The 18,087-nt window shown below is 69.5% G+C and carries 12 protein-coding genes and 1 pseudogene; 4 read left to right on the top strand and 9 right to left on the bottom strand.

The annotated features are described in order from the left end of the window. Positions 1-127 precede the first annotated feature (127 nt). Positions 128-1,345 (top strand): glycosyltransferase family 4 protein, encoded by a 1,218-nt coding sequence (locus BLW75_RS41790; RefSeq protein ID WP_338400017.1) that lies wholly within the window; start codon positions 128-130, stop codon positions 1,343-1,345. A 43-nt stretch (positions 1,346-1,388) separates the two neighbouring features. Here BLW75_RS41790 and BLW75_RS41785 read toward each other — a convergent pair whose 3' ends face one another. From BLW75_RS41785 to BLW75_RS41775, 3 genes are read right to left on the bottom strand one after another with little or no spacing between them, the layout of a single operon-like run. After that, complete coding sequence (locus BLW75_RS41785; protein WP_034323616.1) at positions 1,389-2,453, bottom strand: hypothetical protein; 1,065 nt, start codon at positions 2,451-2,453, stop codon at positions 1,389-1,391. 4 nt (positions 2,454-2,457) lie between these two features. Then, positions 2,458-2,637, bottom strand: a complete 180-nt coding sequence (locus BLW75_RS41780; RefSeq protein ID WP_016335312.1) for a hypothetical protein — start codon at positions 2,635-2,637, stop codon at positions 2,458-2,460. A gap of 3 nt (positions 2,638-2,640) precedes the next feature. Next, positions 2,641-4,332: an MmpA family trehalose lipid delivery protein gene (locus BLW75_RS41775; RefSeq protein WP_034323611.1), complete on the bottom strand. Its 1,692-nt coding sequence runs from the start codon at positions 4,330-4,332 to the stop codon at positions 2,641-2,643. A gap of 68 nt (positions 4,333-4,400) precedes the next feature. Here BLW75_RS41775 and BLW75_RS41770 point away from each other — a divergent pair, with 68 nt between their 5' ends. Then, a complete protein-coding gene (locus BLW75_RS41770) occupies positions 4,401-5,600 on the top strand; it encodes a lipopolysaccharide biosynthesis protein (RefSeq protein ID WP_034323670.1) in 1,200 nt (399 codons plus the stop codon). 86 nt (positions 5,601-5,686) lie between these two features. Beyond that, a pseudogene (locus BLW75_RS44125) lies at positions 5,687-6,025 on the top strand (alpha/beta fold hydrolase); the annotation flags it as partial. A 75-nt stretch (positions 6,026-6,100) separates the two neighbouring features. Here the strand turns inward: BLW75_RS44125 and BLW75_RS41765 are convergent. From BLW75_RS41765 to BLW75_RS41755, 3 genes are all read right to left on the bottom strand, one after another. Next, complete coding sequence (locus BLW75_RS41765) at positions 6,101-6,949, bottom strand: hypothetical protein (RefSeq protein WP_034323608.1); 849 nt, start codon at positions 6,947-6,949, stop codon at positions 6,101-6,103. Between the two features lie 11 nt (positions 6,950-6,960). Beyond that, positions 6,961-7,455, bottom strand: coding sequence for a SigE family RNA polymerase sigma factor (locus tag BLW75_RS41760; RefSeq protein ID WP_034323606.1), 495 nt, complete (start codon positions 7,453-7,455; stop codon positions 6,961-6,963). Positions 7,456-7,684: 229 nt separating this feature from the next. After that, positions 7,685-11,623 (bottom strand): alpha-(1->3)-arabinofuranosyltransferase, encoded by a 3,939-nt coding sequence (locus BLW75_RS41755; RefSeq protein ID WP_034323603.1) that lies wholly within the window; start codon positions 11,621-11,623, stop codon positions 7,685-7,687. 40 nt (positions 11,624-11,663) lie between these two features. On the opposite strand from BLW75_RS41755, the gene BLW75_RS41750 reads away from it, so the two are divergent. Beyond that, the gene (locus BLW75_RS41750) at positions 11,664-12,368 is read left to right on the top strand and encodes a class I SAM-dependent methyltransferase (protein ID WP_034323601.1); all 705 of its coding nucleotides are present in this window, start codon (positions 11,664-11,666) and stop codon (positions 12,366-12,368) included. Here BLW75_RS41750 and BLW75_RS41745 read toward each other — a convergent pair. The 3 genes from BLW75_RS41745 to BLW75_RS41735 form a co-directional block, all read right to left on the bottom strand. Beyond that, positions 12,362-14,107: a hypothetical protein gene (locus BLW75_RS41745; protein WP_091599536.1), complete on the bottom strand. Its 1,746-nt coding sequence runs from the start codon at positions 14,105-14,107 to the stop codon at positions 12,362-12,364. The genes BLW75_RS41750 and BLW75_RS41745 overlap by 7 nt on opposite strands. 8 nt (positions 14,108-14,115) lie before the next feature. Further along, positions 14,116-15,687, bottom strand: coding sequence for a substrate-binding and VWA domain-containing protein (locus BLW75_RS41740; RefSeq protein WP_034323598.1), 1,572 nt, complete (start codon positions 15,685-15,687; stop codon positions 14,116-14,118). A gap of 196 nt (positions 15,688-15,883) precedes the next feature. Then, positions 15,884-17,998 (bottom strand): EAL domain-containing protein, encoded by a 2,115-nt coding sequence (locus BLW75_RS41735; RefSeq protein WP_034323595.1) that lies wholly within the window; start codon positions 17,996-17,998, stop codon positions 15,884-15,886. Between the last annotated feature and the right edge of the window lie 89 nt (positions 17,999-18,087).

Below are 18,087 nucleotides of genomic sequence, written 5' to 3'. Positions count from 1 at the left end.
TGGGGTCACCGACCGATTACCGACCATCGAACCATCGCTTTCCGAGAATGATTCCTCTACCGTGTACGCACCGGTAACCTAGCATTGTCGCTAACAGGTTGGGAGAACCACGATGGAAAGGCCACGTGTGCTGCTCGTCAACTGGCGCGACACCGGGCATCCGGAGGGCGGCGGCTCCGAGCGGTACGTCGAGCGGATGGCCGAGGGGCTCGCCAAAGCCGGATACCGGGTCGAAATCCAGTGCGCCGCGTACCCGGGCGCGAACGCCGGGGAATGGCGCGACGGTGTCCGCTATCGCCGCCGTGGCAACAAGTTCGGTGTCTATCTCCACGCGCTGCGGGCGATCCGGAAGGCGCACGCCGACCTCGTCGTCGACGTCCAGAACGGGATGCCGTTCTTCGCCAGGCTCGTCGCGGCCTGTCCGGTTCTCGTGCTGGTGCACCACGTCCACAAGGAACAGTGGATCAGCGCGCTCGGCGAGACACTGGGCCGCGTCGGCTGGTGGATCGAGTCGCGGCTGGCGCCGTGGCTGTTCCGGCACTGCCGCTACGCCACGGTTTCCGAGATCACCAAGGGCGAACTGGCCGGACTCGGCATCGAAGGCTCACGGATCACCGTGGTCCCCAACGGCTTGGACACTCCCCCGCGTGGCAAGGCGGTCCGCGAAACCGAGCCGACGCTGGTCGCGGTCAGCAGGCTGGTGCCGCACAAGCGGATCGAGCACGCGATCGACGTCGTCGCGGAACTGAGCCGGCGCTGGCCGACGCTGAAGCTGGAGATCGTGGGCCAGGGCCCATGGGAAGAGGTCTTGCGCAAGCACGCCCGCGACCGGGGCGTCGAAGACCGGGTGCGGCTGCACGGCTGGGTGGACGAAGCCGAGAAGCACGAGATCCTGGAACGCTCCTGGCTGCACCTTTGCCCGTCGGTCAAGGAAGGCTGGGGAATCGTCATCATGGAGGCCGCCGCGCACGGTGTTCCGTCGGTGGCCTACCGGGCGGCGGGCGGGGTGGCCGAGTCCATCGTGGAGGGCAAGACCGGCCTACTGGCCGACGATTTCGCCGATTTCACCGTGCAGGTGGAAGGGCTGCTCGCCGACCGGGTACGGCGGACGGAAATGGGCAAGGCCGGTATCACTTGGGCGAGCCTGTTCGACTGGGAGCACAGCGTGAACCGCTTCGAATCACTCGTGCGCGACGTGGCCGGGGTGGCCATCCCCCATCCCAGGGTACTGACGCCTGTTGGCGGAGCTGAGGTTCGTCCGCAAAGTGACCATAGGCGTGAACCCGCCCCGGCCGAAGGCCCCGCCATCGCGGTGGCAGGGCGCCTTCACGATCTCGCGACCTGAAAGGCCAGCTCGCGCCCTGCCGACGTCGATCGCGGACGCGGGTTCACCTAAGAACAAGACGCCACAGGGCATCCACGAGCCCGTCGGCCAGGTCGGCCGTGGCGGCGTCGTCGAAGTCCTTGCGGCGTGCGCGCACGGTGACGGTGCTCGTCTCGCCGACGGTCACCGCGCCGAACGCCACGCCTGAGCGGCCGCTGGCGGCGGGATAGAACGCGATCGACGTGACCGCGTCCGCCGCCGAAACGACGCCGAGATTGGAAACCAGATAGGTCGAACCGAGCCTGCTCGCCAGCAGCCGGGTGCCCAGCCGGGCGATCCTGCTGCTGCGGGCGGGAAAATCGGGTTCCGGTGGCTGAGCGGCCAGCAGCGCGCCCACTTCGGCGACCGTGGGTTTCCCGCCGAGCCGCAACCGGAAGAATGCGCTGTCGTGCAAGGGTTCGGGCGCGGCCCCACTTCGCCAGGACGCGCCGACCGCGGCCACCACCCTGGCGGCTTCCTCACCGTGCCGGGCGTTCCACGTCTCGGTCAGGTTGGCGGCGGCCGCCGCGAAGGCCGAAGAACCGAACCGTGAGCGGGGGAGAATCCGCGCGCTGAACACGTCTCCTGAGCGACTTTCGGCCCGTTCCGGGGTGATTCTCGCCGGAGGCGCGAAAAGCGCTTCAGCGAGACGCTGGAAGGCGGACACGAGAAACGACCGATCGGCCGTGCGCGCACCGATTCCCTTGGCGGCGGAAGAGATCGGGATGTCGAGGGCCAGCCCGAGGACGGCGAGCAGGCCGAGACCGTCGAGGGCGCCGTGGTGCGCGGCGATCAGCACGACGGGTTCGTCGACGCCAACCGCGACCCGGAGCAACGGCGCGCCGCGTTCGTACGACGTCTCGGCGAACCGATCGCGAACGGCCGGAAGTTCTTCGCCGGAGACGGCCACGACTTCGGGAGCGGCTCCGAGCCACGGCCGTTCTTCGACCGCGACCGCCAGCCGCATCCGCGCCTTTTCCGGCGTCAGCAACGAAGACAGCTTCGCTTCCAGGAGGATGCTCCAGGAAACGGTGGGGTCGCCGTAGAGCCCGACGACCCGGACGGCGTGGTCGGAAGCGAGCTCGGACACCGGCTCAGCGGTTGCCGTAAATGACGTGCTCGGGGCTCGAGTTCGGGTTGAACTGCTCCTTGATCTTCGCCTGCACCTGGGGTGCGGCGTCCGGGTCCGCGGTGTTCGTCAGCGCGTAACTCCCGCCCGCGGCCGTCGCGAGCCCGATGATGACGGCGGCTGCCGCGCCGATGAGGGTGCCCAAGACCTACTCCTTCCGAGACAGGGAATTCCTGCGTCGGCTCAATGTACGCACCGGTAACTTGAGGCACAACAGTGCGGCGGCGATCGAGAGCAGCGCTACTCCGTTTGCCAGCACCACGGGAATCGATGATCGCGTCCCGGTCACGGCGGGCTCACCGGGAGTGCGGTAAAGCGTGAGCCAATCACCGGACCACACCCGTTCCGCGCCGGTCAGCAACCGCGGGTCGACCCGCCCCGGCGTCCCGTGTTCGACCAGGATCCAGCCGATTCCCGCCGCCGACAGGTCTTCCGGCGACTTCGCGGCGCGGACACGGTCCATTCCGGAATCCTCGCCCGCGATCTCTTCGCCGCCGACGCGCAGGGTGTCGTCGACGAATACGGTCTCGGGCAGCGCACGCGGCGCCGGGTCCAGCTGAGTCCGGTGGTCGTTCCAGGCGAAACTCCGGAACGTGGACAGCGGCAGCGTGACGACGTCGCCGGGACGGTCGTCGTCCGCCAGCACGCGGTGGACCGCGTTCCAGTCATCCGGATAACGGACCGCTTCGAGTCTTCCCCAGCCGCCCCAGGCCAGATCGGGCATGGTGAGCAAGGGAAAGAGCGCGGAAGCCACGAGGAGCGCCCTGCGTGCCGCCCCGGTCCGCAGGCGCGCGGCGGCGGCTTCGACCGCCAGCGCGAACCCGAGCGCGACCGGAAGCGCCCACCAGGCCACCCATTTCTGCGCGTCCCGCAGCAGTCCCGCGCCGGGAACGTGCCCCATCGCCCAGGAGAGCAGGGGTTCGCCGTAGGGCAGCGTCGCCAGGACGGCGAGCACGACACCGAGAACTCCCAGCAGCAGCAACGCTCTCGCTGGCGGCGTCCCCCACCTTCGCGCGAGAGGACGGAGCCCGGACAGCGCCACGGCGACCGTGACGAGGATCAGCACCGGGGCCATCGGCGCGCCCCGGCTGCCGGGGACGACGTCGCCGTTCCAGATCCCGCCCAGCCCGAGCACGCTCAGGATCGCCGGACCCCAGCTTTCCGCGCGGGCGCTGAAGGCGGCCACCCCGGCGGGATCGGACAACGTGCCACCGTCGTGCAGGAGTGTCGGGACGAGCCACGGCAGGTTGAGCACGACGGCGAGACCGAGGGTGTGGCCGAGTTTCCGCGGTCCGGCCAGCGCGATCGCGGTGAGCGCGGCCAGCACCCCGCCGGGTGGCGTGAGCACGGCGGGGGCGCAGGCGAGGACCAGCGCCGCGAGCGCCCTCGGTGCGTTCCGGCGCAGGGAAAGCGCGGCGCGCACGATCCAAGGGAGGCAGGCGTAAGTGAGCAGGAGCGGCCAATGCCCGATGAACAACCGCTCCGCGAAATAGGCCGTCCACGCGTACCCGGTGGCCGCGACGATCCGCGTACCGAGTTGCTCCGTCGGGACCAGCCGCCCTGCGCCGTATGCCGCAAAGAACAGTGAGAGCAGCAGAACGATTTTCTGGACGACGTCGCCGGGCACGAGCGCCGTCGCGAGCGCGATCACGGCGTCGGCGGGAACCGATCGCGGCAGGGCGGAACCGAGCCCGAGCGCGTCCGGGATCAGCGACTGACGCTGGGCGAACACCATGTCGTAGCTCAGGACGAAGCCGCGTCCGAGCACGGGCAGGAACACCAGCGAAGCCAGCCCGGCCGACACCGCGGCCAGGACGAGACGTTCGCGCCGTGCGTCCAACTGCCCTTTCCTTTCCGCCGCGATCACGGTTATGGTCGCTCGATTACTCGCCGGTAATGGGAGCACCGTTGAGCGTAGACGTCGAGGTCGAGGAGACCAGGACCGACAAGCGTGTCGCGGCGATCCTCATTTCCCTCGTGCTGGCGGCCAACAACGCCGGCGCCTACGTGCTGAGCATCATCGCCGCCCGGCTGCTCGCGCCGAGCGCGTTCGGTGAGCTGAGCTCGCTGCTGGCGGTGCTGGTGATCGGCGTCGTCCCCGCGATGGGGCTGCAGACCGTGGTCGCGCTGCGGGTGGCCCGCAAGCCGCAGGACAGTGGGACACTCCTCGCGCTGGGCCTCACGACGAGTGCCATCGTCGCGGCCATCGGGCTGCTCCTGGCGCCGGTGCTGGTCTTCGTGCTGCACCTGGATTCCGTCGTGCCCGCGCTGCTGCTCGCCGTCACGCTCGGCCCGTTGACGCTGCTCGGCCTCTTCCACGGCCTGTTGCAGGGCAGCGGCCGCTTCGCCCGCTTGGCCGGCCTCATGGCGCTCGAAGGCGCGGGCAAGGTCGGCGGCTCGCTGGTCGGCCTGCTGATCGGCGGCGACGCCACCGGCGCGCTCGCCGGGACCGCGATCGGCTCGTACCTGGTGATCTTCTGCGGCTGGGTCCTCTGTGGACGGCAGCGCCCGCGGAAGGCGGGCTGGCACGCGGGCGAAGTCCTGCACGCGGCACAGGCGATGCTGGCGCTGGTCCTGCTGGTGAACCTCGACCTGGTGCTGGCGCGCCACACCCTCCCCGCGACCGAAGCCGGCGAGTACGCGCTCGGCGCGATCGTCACGAAGATCGCCTACTGGCTCCCCCAAGCCGTCGGTGTCCTGGTGCTCCCCCGCTTCGCGAACGGCGACGACCGGCGCCGCATCCTGCCCGCCGCCTTGGCCGTCTGCGCCGCTCTCGACGCCTTCGTCCTTCTTGTCTCCGTGGTCGCCGGCCCCCGTCTGCTCTCGTTCATCGGCGGCTCCGGCTACGCCGCCAGCACCATGCCGGTCTGGCCGTTCGCCCTCGCCGGGTCGATGCTCGCGCTGGTGCAGATCCTGCTGTTCTCGCGCCTCGCCGCCGGTGACCGGCGGGTGACCGTGCTGATGTGGGCGACCGTCGTGGTGGAAACGGTGCTGGTGACCGCTTGGCTGCATTCGTCGGCTGTTCAGGTGGTGACCGTCGCCGCTTGCTGCGCCGGGGGTTTGGCTCTGTCCGGCGCTGTGTTGGAGTGGCGGTCGCGGCGGAGGTGACCGGGAACTGTGCGGATTTCCGGTCATCCGCTCCATGCTGACCCGGCGCGTAGAGACGAGGCCGCCGGCGAACTCGACCAGCGTTTCGGCGGGGTGGCCCAGCAGGTCACCACCGCACGCCCCCTGCCCGGAGCAGACCAGGCCACCCTCGAAAGTCCACCGTAGGTCGAGCAGCCGCGCTCGCCGCCGGCCAGCGCCCGCTCGCGCTGGCCGCGATGCTCGAACCGGCCGGTGCGCCGGCGTGGAAGCGGCACCCTCGCTACTACGTGGTCGCCACCGAGGATCAGATGATTCCCGTTGCCGGGCAACGCTTCATGGCCGAACGGATGAACGCGGACATGGTCGAGGTTCCCACCGGCCACCTGGCCATGCTCGGCGCGCCCGAAACCATCGCCCGTCTCATCATCACAGCGACCGAACGCTGACACCCCCGCACGGTGAAGCCCGCCGCCCCATCTGGGCGGCGGGCTTCACCGGCGCCGAACGGAACTCGTGGCAGCTCACGGATAGAGCGTCATCCCGGGATCGAGGGCGATCTCGGCCAGCTGCTCCAGGGTCAGAGGCGGTACCGGGCTGTCCGGTTTCCGGTCATGCTTCGCGTCGACGGCGTTCGAGGCCTCGAGAATCACGCCGATCCTGTCGGCGCGGGCTACCTCGACCCGATGGATCGACGGTCCCCCGCCTTTGCCGGTCAAGGTGGTCGCCACGATGACCTCCCCCTTCGGGCCGAACGACCGGTGACACACCTGTTCCATCCCTACCGGGGTCTGGTCCACGCAGTCGGCGGGCATGTTCAGGCGGCCGCCCATCCGCCCCAGGGTCGCTTGGACGCTCCCCTTCTTACCCGACCGGACCGTGGCCGCCCCCGCCACGAATTCGTCTTCGCCGCCACTGCACGTCCCACCATCGTTGGTCACCGGCCTTGCCGAATGGACGACCTGGAGCGGCCCGCGCCCGGGATCTCCGGTGGGGTAGTTCGCCGCGTTGGGGGTCAAGGTCGTGCCCGTCGCGAGCCGGGTGGTCACCGCGGTGGTCAGCACACCGGTGAGCCGCGTCGCCGCATCGACCGGCTTCTCCGTCGGCACCGGGCCCATCAACGTGGGAATCTTGCAGGGCTCCGGCAGCTCCGGCGCCGAGGACGTGGCCGCCGCCGGACTCACCGCCCCGGGCGTTCCAGGCGCGAGGACGAAGGCCGCCCCGACGGCGACCGCCGCCACGCCCGCGGCCGTCGCCACCCAGGGGTTCGGCCGGAGCCAGGCCGTCTTCCGTTCCCGCGCCACGATCGCCTCGACGTCCACAGTGGACAGCGGGGCCGCGCCGATGATCTCGTCGATCCGTTCCTTGGTCATCCCAGTCTCCTTCAGCTCAGGGTGGTTTCGGCCAGCCGCGCACGCAACGTGTCGAGGCCCCGGGCGGTCTGGCTCTTCACCGTTCCCGCCGAACAGCCGAGAATCGCGGCCGTCTCCTCGACCGAGAGGTCGCAGTAGATACGCAGCACGACGGCGGCCCGGCGCCGCGGCGGCAGGGCTTCGAGCAGGGCGAACAGCTGTGCCCTGTCGAGCACCCTCGGGTTCAGCTCCACCGCCGGTTCGGGCAGGTCACCCGACAGCTCCTCACGCCGCCATGATCTGCCGCGCTCGTCGAGCCAGGTGCGCACCAAGATCCGGCGCACATACGCGTCCAGATGCTCGACGCCACTCGCCCGCCTCCAATGCCGGTAGAGCTTGGCGATCGTGATCGACACCAGGTCGTCCGCGAGATGCCAGTCGTGGCAGAGCAGATAGCCCGTCCGCCGCAACGTCTCCATCCGGGACGTGACGTACTCCCGGTACTCCGTTTCGTCGGACCGTTTCACCCAGGCCTCCCGTGGTTTTCGCTCACAACTCCTACAACCGGGAGAACGCGCGCCCGGGTTGCCCGGCCGCGAGCACTTCATGACTCAGATCCCGGTGCGGAGCATCTCCGGGAAGCCGGACGCGGCGACCAGCGTGAGATCGTGAGACTTGGTGGCGCGTGGGAGCGGCGGGCTTTCGGGACAGCCTCGCCCGGCGGCCGAACTCCGAGCGGCGCTGGACAGTGCCCGCCTACGACCTCGGCCCGACATCCGTCTCAGGTGAACGTCCGGCGAACCAAGGCACACACGTCGCCACCATCGCCGCGGCCGCCAGCAGCAGCGATGCCTGGGTCACCGGACCATAGGCCCACTCCTGACCGTGCCCCAGCAGCCGCCCGACCACCGCGGCGACCGTTCCCACGACCATGCCGCCGAAAGCGAGGTACCGTGGCGCGCGTTCGCTGAACTGGCGGGCGAGCAGGACGGCGATCAGCAGCACGATCGGCAGCATGCCGCCCAGGACGGCCAGCAGTCCGATGAGCACCACCGGCACCACTCGCCCGGAGCCCGCCTCCACCGAAACGCGCCGCCGACGGACCGGCCACAGGGCGCCGATCAGCACCAGCAGGATCGCGACCGCTCCGATCAGCAGGCCCGATCGGTACTTCCAGTCCGGGGTGAACTCCAGCTTCACGACGCCACCGGAGCCGGCGGGCAGGATCCACGCCTGCTGCCAGCCGTCGACACGCGTCTTCTCCAGCGGAGTCCCGTTCAGCGAAGCGGTCCAGCCCGCGTTCGCGTTCTCCGGAACGGCCAGAATGGACTCGTCGCCGCCCGCAACGGTGACCGAGCGGGATGTCGCGTCCCAGGAGTCCACAGTGACGGCGCGATGCGCAGCGGGTGAAACGGCCTGTCCGGCGGGTTTCAGCCACAGGTCTTGGACCACAAAGGACTCGGACCGGTCGGTCCGCAGTTCGTGCCCGCCCGCCGCCAGGTCGACGCCGCCCGCCGAATCGGGGCACGCGGAGAGCGTCAGCGGCCGGTGCGCGACGAAGTCGGCGACTGTGCCGCGGACGGACGTGTCGTAGTCGAAGCCGTCCAGGCGGACGTTCGGACCGGATCCGCAGGGCAGCGTGAATTCCGCAGCGGGTGCGGGAAGTTCGGCGCCGGTCAGGGACAGGCTCCCGATACCCAGCGAGTTCCGGGTCCGCTGGTCGTCGTCGAGGCCGGCGAACGCGATCTTCAGCTGCGAGGTGTCCAGGGGCGGGAACGTCGCCGCGCCGGAAGCGTCGAGTTCGACGGAGCGGCTCGACGTCGGTGTGGTCAGTTCCAACCGCGCGGGCGCGCCCGGGTCGGCGGCGACGCGGATCCCGGAGATCGTCTGGGGTTTCGCCCAGTCCAGGGTTAACGTCGGCCGCAGGTCGGTGACGTCGGGCAGCCAGGTGGTCGCGGGATTCCCGTCCACCGCGGCGAATCCGCTCGCCGACGGATCCCCGCCCAGTTGCGAAGTCGCCGACACCTGCACGCCGGGCAGGGTCACCGGGAACCGGCCGCCGCCGGCGGGCAGCACGGTGCCGCCGAACTCGTAGGCGCTCGGCGACGTCGTCGAGAACAGCCGCCGGATGCCGTCCGGCTCTTCACCATCGCGACCCGCGTTGGCATCACAGCGGATGTGCCCGCCGTCGGGCACGCACGCGTAACGCGGCTGCGCACCCCGCGTGAACGCGAAGCCCGGCGCCGGGCCAGGACCGAGATCGGCGGGGACTTCGAGCGCGCGTTGCGGGTCGACGCCGGGAATCTTCAGCTCCGAGATCCCGACGTTGCCGTCCTGTCTGCCCACCACGAGCGACAGCAACGTGATCCGCACCTTGCGGGTCACCCCCGCGGGTGCCGGGTAGGTGTGCGCTCCCGCACCCCGGACGACCTGGTGATCGACGGAACCGTTGTCGGTGGTGATCCGGATCCGGGTCGGCGGCCAGCCGACGCGGATGTCGTCGACCATCGCGAGATCGACCGAGTTCACCAGCCTCGGCGTATCGAGTTCGACTTCGAGCCACTCGCCGATCGGACCGGTGAAACTCGACGAATGCCAAGCGGTGCGCGGATCCCCGTCCAGCGCGGCGAACGGCTGATGGCTCGGGTCCGAGCCGCCGAACGCGTCCGCGAACGAAGCCGCCGTCGACGCGTCGACCGAACGGATCCCCCGGTAGGCGGCCACGGTCTGGTGCTGCTCACCGGGAAACGGCAAGACGTCCAGCGCGGCTCGTTGCTGCCGCGCGGATTCCCCGGCGGTCAGGGTCTGGCTCAGGTTGTCCCGCACGCCGCCGACGTTGCGTTCGGCACGACGCAGCCCGTCGGTGACCAGTCTCGGCCCGGACGGCGAACCGCCGTCCCCGGTCAGCACCGTCGGCGTGCCGGGGTCGAGTTGCCCGGAGTTCATCAGCGGCAGCAAGTTCTCCGGACCGCCGCTCACCGTCGGGACGTCCTTCGCGGATGTCGCGGTGACGAGCGGCACCGGCTGTTTCACCTCGAAGATCTCCAGCGGCCCGAACTGGGCGGACTTCTCGATCCCCGGCGATCCGGCCAGCCCGGCGCGCAGCGTCGTGAAATCGGGAGCACCGACCTTGGCGCGGTCGATGTCGCCGCGCAGCACCAGGAACCGGTACCCCGATCGCGCGAGCAGCGCCGCGAGCCCGGGATCCCCTCGGCCATCGGCCAATGCCGCGTCAATGGAGTCCATCAGGCGGGTGTTGCCTTCCGAGCCCAACGGGACCTGGTTGCGCACCGCCCACGGACTGTCCGCGATGGCCTGCGCCGGTTCGTCCACCGTGCGGCCCCAGTCGTACTCACCGAAGCCTGTCGCGGGCAGCAGCAGCGTACGTGCGGTCGCGTCGGTCTTGGCGACGTGACCCATCGCGTCGTACCAATATCCCGGCACTTCGTCCCAGCCCGGCCCGGGCCGCAACGTCAGCAGCCATACCGGCGCGGCCATCGCCACCACCAGCAAGGCACCCAGCGCCGGACGCAGATTCCGCCGGAGCGCGGGCGCGGCGCTCGTGATGCCGTGCACGAACGCCAGCATCAACGGCAGCCGCAGCACCGGTTCGAATTTGTGCACGTTCCGCAGCGGCGCGAGCGGTCCGTCGAGCAGCTGCCGCACCGGTTCCGCCAGTGGGCTGTCGAGCGTCCCGACATAGCCGACGGTCAGCAGCGTCAGCCCGGTCAGGACGCCGAGCACCAGGAAACGCCGTTCGGGCAGGCCCCGCCGCGCGAGGCCGAGCAGTCCCACCGCGGCCACCAGCCCGGTGGCCGCCATGAGCACGGGGTTGTCGATCAGCGCCCAGCCCGACGGCCACCACGGCGTGCCCTGCACGACGTAGGCGACCCACTGGTTCGTGCCGCGTAGCACCTCGAACAACGACATCGGCGCCGTGGTGTTGGTCGCGGATTCGATGTAGTCGAGGAACGGCAGGCTGTACTGGCCGAGCAGCACCAGCGGCAGGAACCACCACAGCACCACGCCGACGACGAAGACGAACCACCAGATGACCAGCGTGACGTGCGTGCTCCGCCACTTCCGGGTCAGCAACCACAACCCCGGGAGCACGAGCGCCATCACGACCATCGCGCCGTTGATCCCGCCCATGCACAGCACGGCGAGCGCGGACAACCCGGCGGCACGACGCGGTGAGCCGATGCGATCGGCGAGGATCAACGGCAGCAGCACCCAAGGCAGCAGGACGGCGGGCAGCATTTCCGACGACAGCGAACCGATTTCGGTGACCATCCTCGGCGCGAGGGCGTAACCGACTGCTCCGATCAGCCGAGTCCGTTCGTTCCCTATTTTCAGCGCGCGGGCCACCAGCAGCGCGCCACCGAAGGCGACCGAGAGCAGGATCGCGCACCACAACCGCTGCGCGATCCACACCGGGATCCCGACTGCCTGGCACAGCGCGAAGAACGGCCCCATCGGGAAGAGGTAGCCGTACGCCTGGTTCTGCAGCTCCCCCGCCGTCGCCTGGGGATTCCACAGGTGCAGCGCCCTGCCGAGGAAGGCGAGCGGATCCACGGCGAGATCGAGTTTCGTGTCGAACGTAGTCCTGCCGGGACGCTGCACAAAGGACAGCACGGTGAGCACCAGCACGATCCACGTGCTCGGCCGTTTCACAAGCGCCCCGGGGGTTACCATCCGGTAGATACTAGGCGGAAACGTGGCTACTATGCGCCCTATGGCAGACGGTTTCGAAGATGCGTGGTCGCTCGCCGAACCCGTCAAGGGCTGGATGACGCGGGAGCAGGGCCTGTCCTTGTGGAACGCGGCGTGCCGCCTGGACAAGGGCGACCTCATCGTCGAAATCGGCAGCCACCAGGGCCGTTCGACGATCGTGCTCGCCAGTGCCGCCCGCACGGTCGGCGCACGGGTGGTCGCCGTCGACCCGTTCGTCGACGGCCGCTTGTTCGGCGGATCTCCGACACGCCAACGGTTCGAGGCGAACTTGCGGAAGGCGGGCGTCGAAGACGTCGTGGAGCTCGTGGCGGAGTACAGCACGAAGCTGCGGCCGAGCTGGGACCGTCCGATCCAGCTGCTCTACATCGACGGCAAACACGACTACTGGACCTACACCGACGACCTGCGCTGGTCGGCCAACCTGACCGAAGGCCGGGAAATCCTGGTCCACGACTGTTTTTCGTCGATCGGCGTCACCCTCGGCACGATCGCGAAGGTCCTCTTCGGACGGCGCTACACCTATCTCGACCGCGCGACGTCGCTGGCGCGGTTCCGGCTCTCCCCACCGTCGTTCAAGGACAGACTGCGCGTGCTCGCCCAGATGCCGTGGTTCCTGCGCAACGTCGGGATCAAGATCCTGCTGCGGCTCCGGCTGGCGCCCGTCGCGAGGGTTTTCGGCCACGACAGCCCGTACGACCCCTACTGAGTGAGCGGCTTGCCGACGTCGACCTTCGCGAGACAGACGGGAGCCCCCTTCGCGGACAACTGAAAGCCGATCTTGTCGAACAAGCCCTCGATCGGCAGGTACATGGTGTGCAGGCCGGGTTGGAACCACACCGGCACGCGGGTCCCGTCGCGGTCCACGAACCCCTCGCCGCCGTCCGAGGTGAAGTAGTCGATCCGCAGCAGGTAGCGGCCGAGAACGGGCGTGTCCAACGGCACGCGGACCAGGTGCTCCCCGACGGTGTACCCGCAGCCTGCCACGGGGCCGGGAACGCCACGGGAAACCGGCTCCACCCCGGTGATCGTCCGCGCGGTGCCCGTATCGTCCAAAAGGGACATCTGGCTCGTCGGCTGATCGAACTGGAAGCCTGGGATCAGGCCGACCACCCTGGACGTGCGGGCGTTTTCACCGAACCAGCCGTGCAGCACGTCGTTCGGTACCGTCGTGTCGAACAGGACGAGATCGGGCTCCCGTTCGATCGAGGCCCGCGCGTTGGCGAGGAACTCCCGGGAGTGGTCGAACCGCAGCCCGGGCGCCAGCCGGGAGAATCCCACGGCGGAGCTCGCGATCAGGGCAAGGCACAACGCCAGGGCGACCGGACGTTTCGCCGTGGATGGCACAGTATCCGAAGGCCGGTCGAGCGGTCTGGGTTCCAGGAAGGCGAAAGCGAGGCACAGCGCGACGACGAGCGCCAGGTCGGCGACGTAGCGGGGATCGCTGCCCAGTTCCGGGCCGACCTCGGTCAGCCGGGTGGCCGCCGAAAGCCCGATGTCCGCCACGAACACCAGCCCCAGCAGCAGCCACGCCTTCCTGGCCCGGAGCCCGCCCACGCGGATCCCGGCGACCAGCACCACGACGGCCAGGAGCAGCAGCGGAATCCGCACGGCCACGGGCGAAGCGGCGAACGTCGCACCGGGGCCCGGGCCCGACCAAGGCCCGCCCACGAGTCCGGGGATCAGGGTGTCGCCGAGCATCCGGCCCGTCATGTCCGCGACCGTGCCGACGGTGACCGCACCGCCGCCCTGCCCGACCTGGCTCGTGGTCAAGGCCAGGAAAACGACGGCGTAGCCCGCCACGACAGCGGCGAGGACCCCCATCAGCACGAGGTGGCGGCGCAAGGAAATCCCGAGCAGCACGGTGATCCCGGCGATCAGCACCGGGATGAACACGGCCTTTTCGTAGAAGGCCAGCCCGAACACGGTCCAAGCCACGGTGGCGATCGCCCAGCGCCCGCCGTCGGCGAGATACCGCACGTGCGCGTGGAGGGCGGCGGTGGCGGCCAGCAGCACGGGCGCGATCTGGATGGCGTACGCCCACCACAACGTCGGGACGAGCAGCAAGGTCGACGTCGTGAACATCGCGAACGGGACGAGAATCCCCCACCGGCGCCCGAAACAGCGCACCAGTACCGCCCACAACAGCACGGACGACGCCGCCTGCATCACCAGGACCGGTGCCATCAGCACGGCGAAGTTCAGCGGCGCCCACGCGGTCAGCACGTCGGCGAGCAGGAATCCGCCCGGCGCGAAATGACCGTGGTAGTCCTGGAAGAAGTAGCCGAAGTCGAACGGCCCCGACTTCGCGGCGTGGTAGGTGATGACGAAATCGTCCTGCGCGAGGCTGCCGCGTAGTGCCGCCCACGCGTGCAGCACGAACGGGATCACACCGGCGGCGAACGCGGCCGACGTGACCGGCGAAGGTCTTTTCCCCCGGAGAGCCAAGGGTCGCCTCAATTCTTGCAGGTCGGCGGCTGGCACATGATCTTGCTCAGCGCTTGGTAGAAGACGTCCGAGATCTTCCTCGGATCGGGGGTGGTGAACGAATCCCCGCCGGTGGCGGTGGAAACCTGCCGCAGTTCGGAGGCGTCGATATCCGGCCCGATGCCGATTCCGATGACGGGCAACGGTTTCCTCGGGTCCTGGAGTTTACCCAGTTCCTCCGAAAGCCTCGGCAACCCGATCGTGTCGCCGTCCTCGTTGCGCCCGTCGGTGAGGACGACGACCAGGTTGATCCGGCCGGGTTTCCAGTTCTGCCTGGCGTTCTGGTAGGCGGCGAGGATCGAATCGTAGAGCCCGGTCGCGCCGCCGGCTTTGGGCCGCACGGCCTGAAGCCGCTCGACCCCGCCCGACGACTTCTGCTCGGCGATCGTCTTCATCGGCAACAGGACCCGATGGTCCTTGTCACCGTCCAATTTGGTCGAGAACAGCCACAACCCCAGCTCCGTGGAGGGTTTGAAGAGCCCGAGCCCCTGCGTCGCGGCCTGCAGCGTGAGCTCCATCCGGCTCTTCCCCGTGCCCGGCACGGCGGCGGCCATCGATCCGGAAACGTCGAGCAGCACCTGGACCCGGGCGCTCAGGTTCGTCCCCGCCCAAGCCTGGAGCGCGGCGTACAGGTCCGTCACCGGCGGAGGCCCCGGCGGATGCGGCGCCGGATCGGTCCGGCTGTCCTGCGCCCGCGGCACGGCGAACTGACCGTTGGGGGCCCGGAATCCCTCGTCGGCGAAGATGCTCCCGGCGAGCGGATCGAGCAGCAGCCGCAGAAAACGTTCCGCCGCCGTCCTCGACGCTTCGGATGCCTTGGGCAGCACGACATACGGGTAGTCGAACCCTTGCACCGGGACACCGGGGTACGCGGCCACCAGGTTCCGTGCGAGTACCGCTTGTTCGGTCGCCGGGGCCTGACCCGACGCGGGGTTCAGTTTTCGCATGACGGCGGTGAAGGCCGCGGCCGGATCGGGCTCCTTCTCGGTCAGCTTCCGCAGGGCGAGCAGGGTGGCGACGCCGAGCGGATCGCGCGCCGGGTCCGGGATCCCGACCTGGGAGCCGTCGAGGATCTCCTGCCAGGACGGAGCCTTCCCCGGCCAGCCGTACCGCCGCGCGGTTTCGTCGGGAAGTCCCAGCACCACCGGGGAATTCGCCACCGACTGACCGGATTCCGGCAGGTTCCACGCCCCGGCGTCCCTGGCCTGCGACAACATCGTGCTCGACTCGGGAACCCAGACGTCGGGCCCGCCGGAAGCGGTGGTCCCGAGCAGATCGGCGACCTCGGCCGACTCGCGCGCGGTCACGTTGACACTGAAGCATTCTTCCTGCGGCACGGTCTTCGCGAGTCGCGTGAGCACCGGCGCCACGTCGGGCGCCGCGGTGATCTCGACCGGCGTCAGCGCGTCACAACCGTTGCCCGCCAACCGGGCCCGCAGATAGTCCACGCCCCACCAGGCGCCGAGCGCGATCACCAGCAACAGGCTCAAGACGACGACGGGCGCGTTGAAACGCCCGCCACGCCTCGGGCCTAACTGCATGTGCATGCCTCCGAGGTGCGGGGTGAGGACCTGGGATGTTGCCCAATCCGCCCGCGAACGTCAACCCTCGGGTAACTTAGCGCGCTCCGCTACGGCAAACGGCCTAACCGAACCCGTAACTCGCGTGATCAAAGGCGTAACTCGCGAGTTACGGCTCCAATCACGCGAGTTACGTCTCTGAGCACGCGAGAACGGCCTAACCGAAGTAGCGTCCGGCACCGATGTGGGCACCGGCGGTCCGCCACCATCCGGCGTCGCCGGTGGAGTCGATCCCGTCGGCGATCACCGTCGCGCCAGCCATGGTCGCGGTGTCGATGAGATTCCGCAGCGAACGTTCCGCCAGTGGTTCCGTCCGCCGCTCCGCCAGCCGGGGCGCGATCCGGACCGTCCGCACGGGGACGTCGACGAGACAGACGACGTCACCGGCGGCGCCGAAGTCCTGCAGTTCCGCGTCCACCCCGATCTCGGCGAGGAGATGCAGGTTGTCGACGGTCTCGCCGAGTTCGGCGAGCACGGCTCCGGCGGGGAAGCCGAGCCGCAGCCGTGACGGCCCGATTCCGGTCGCGGTCAGGATGTTCCGCACCGACCCGACGAGATCGGGGTCCGCGGCCTGGTGCGGGGTCAGCCCCACGACCATCGGGAGCCTGTCGTCCGCCTCCTCGCAGGCGGCGCGGATGAGCCATTCGCCCAGCGGCGCGATGAGACCGGTCTCGTCGGCGAAGCGCACGCAGGTGTCGTGACCGATCCGGCCGTGGCGCGGGTGGTTCCACGCGAGCCTCGCCTCGATACCCGCCGGCCTGCTGTCCGCCAGCCACGTCAGCGGCCGGAAGCCGACCTCGATCTGGCCCGTCTCCCAGGCGCCCGCCATGGAAACGGCCAGGCCGAACTCGTGCCGTTCCCTGGTGTCGAGCACGGAGTCGGACAGCGCCCACTGGCGGTAGCCGTTGGCCTGCGCCCGGCGCAGTGTCATACCCGAGACGCGCAGCAGCTCGTTCGGCGCGATGTCCCTCGGTGGCCGGTGCACGACGCCGATGCAGGCCGAGACCGCCACCCCGCTGCCGCTTTCGAGGTAGACCGGTTCGGAGAGCTCCTGGTTGATCATGCCGATGACGGTGGCGACGTCCGGGCTGGCGGCGGTGTTCTGGATGAGGATGCCGAATTCGTCGCCACCGATCCTGGCGACGAGCGCGTCCTCGCCGCCGACGACCGCCCGCAGTTTCGCGGCGACGTTCTTCAGCAGGTCGTCGCTCTGTTTCTGGCCGAGCCCGCCCGCGATCAGAGAGAAACCGTCCAGGTCGAGGTGGTAGACGGTGACGCCGAACGACGGGTCGGCGTGCCGCAGCGCCCGTTCCAGCCGGGTGCCGAAGCACTGCCGGTTCGGCAGGCCGGTCAGCGGGTCGTGCAGGGCCTGACGGCTCAGCTGCCGCTGCAGCAACGAGACGTCCGTGTCGCCGGCGACCAGGGTGATCAGCTGCTGGGCCTCGCCGGCCGGGTCGCGGATGACGGCGCCGGTGAAAGCCGCCCACGTCGGTTCCTCGTCCTCGGCCACGAGTCTTCGCGACAGCTCGAGCCGCTGGCTCTCGCCTTCGAGCAGCTTCCGATAGCCCTCGCGCAGTTCCTCGGCGTCGTCCGGGTGCAAGAGGTCGTAGAAGTTGAGCCCGACCAGGTCCGCCACGGGCCGGTTCAGCATTTCGGCGAACGCGGGGTTCACCCGCTGGACGCGGCCGTCGACCCTGGTGACGGCCACGCCGGTGGCCGAACCGGTGAAAAGCTGCTCGAAACGTGCCTGGGTCAGCGCCAGTTCACGCCGGGTCTCGCGTTCGAGCGTGACCAGGGTGCGGCTCAGATCCTCCTGCTGTGTCTGGATGCTCTCGCGCAACGCCTCGCCATAGCCGGCCGCGAGCGCGCCGAGCACCTGCAACACCCGTTCGGGGAGCGACTTCAGGCTCCGCAACTCCGGTTCGTGCAAGAGTCCCTTGCCGAGGACCTCCATCGTGCGGCGGAGGCTGTCCGGGCCGACGCACCTCAGCGCGACGAGCCGCGCGCCGGCTTCGGAGGCCTGCGCGGGCTCGGCGTCTTCACTCAGCACCGCCGCGAAGACCTCGTCCAGGAGAGCGGCGAAATGCTCTTCGATCTGGGCGTGGGTATACGGAAGATACGCCGTACCGGTGACCAGGTAGGCCCACTTGCGGGCCAGCGTGGCACGGGTCGGCGCGGTGTTCTTCCGCTTCGGGGATGCGGAGGATGAAGTTCTCTTCGGGGCGTCCGGCGATACGGGGAACTCATCGCCGTCCGGAAGTGGGGCAGTCACGTCCGCCGGTCCTGGGGTCGCTTTCGTATTTCGGGGTGGAGAACCATCTTCCACGATTCTCTAACCGTACTCACGGTTCACCGATCATC

This window comes from Amycolatopsis lurida (assembly GCF_900105055.1).
Taxonomy (GTDB): domain Bacteria; phylum Actinomycetota; class Actinomycetes; order Mycobacteriales; family Pseudonocardiaceae; genus Amycolatopsis; species Amycolatopsis lurida.
The sequence above is the reverse complement of the archived record's forward strand: the minus strand, read 5'-3'. Positions and strand labels throughout refer to the sequence as shown.

Bases quoted from the DNA above. Each gene is read 5' to 3' on its own strand.
- BLW75_RS41765 (WP_034323608.1), bottom strand. From the start codon at position 6,949: ATGACCAAGGAACGGATCGACGAGATCATCGGCGCGGCCCCGCTGTCC.
- BLW75_RS41755 (WP_034323603.1), bottom strand. From the start codon at position 11,623: ATGGTAACCCCCGGGGCGCTTGTGAAACGGCCGAGCACGTGGATCGTG.
- BLW75_RS41750 (WP_034323601.1), top strand. From the start codon at position 11,664: ATGGCAGACGGTTTCGAAGATGCGTGGTCGCTCGCCGAACCCGTCAAG.
- BLW75_RS41740 (WP_034323598.1), bottom strand. From the start codon at position 15,687: ATGCAGTTAGGCCCGAGGCGTGGCGGGCGTTTCAACGCGCCCGTCGTC.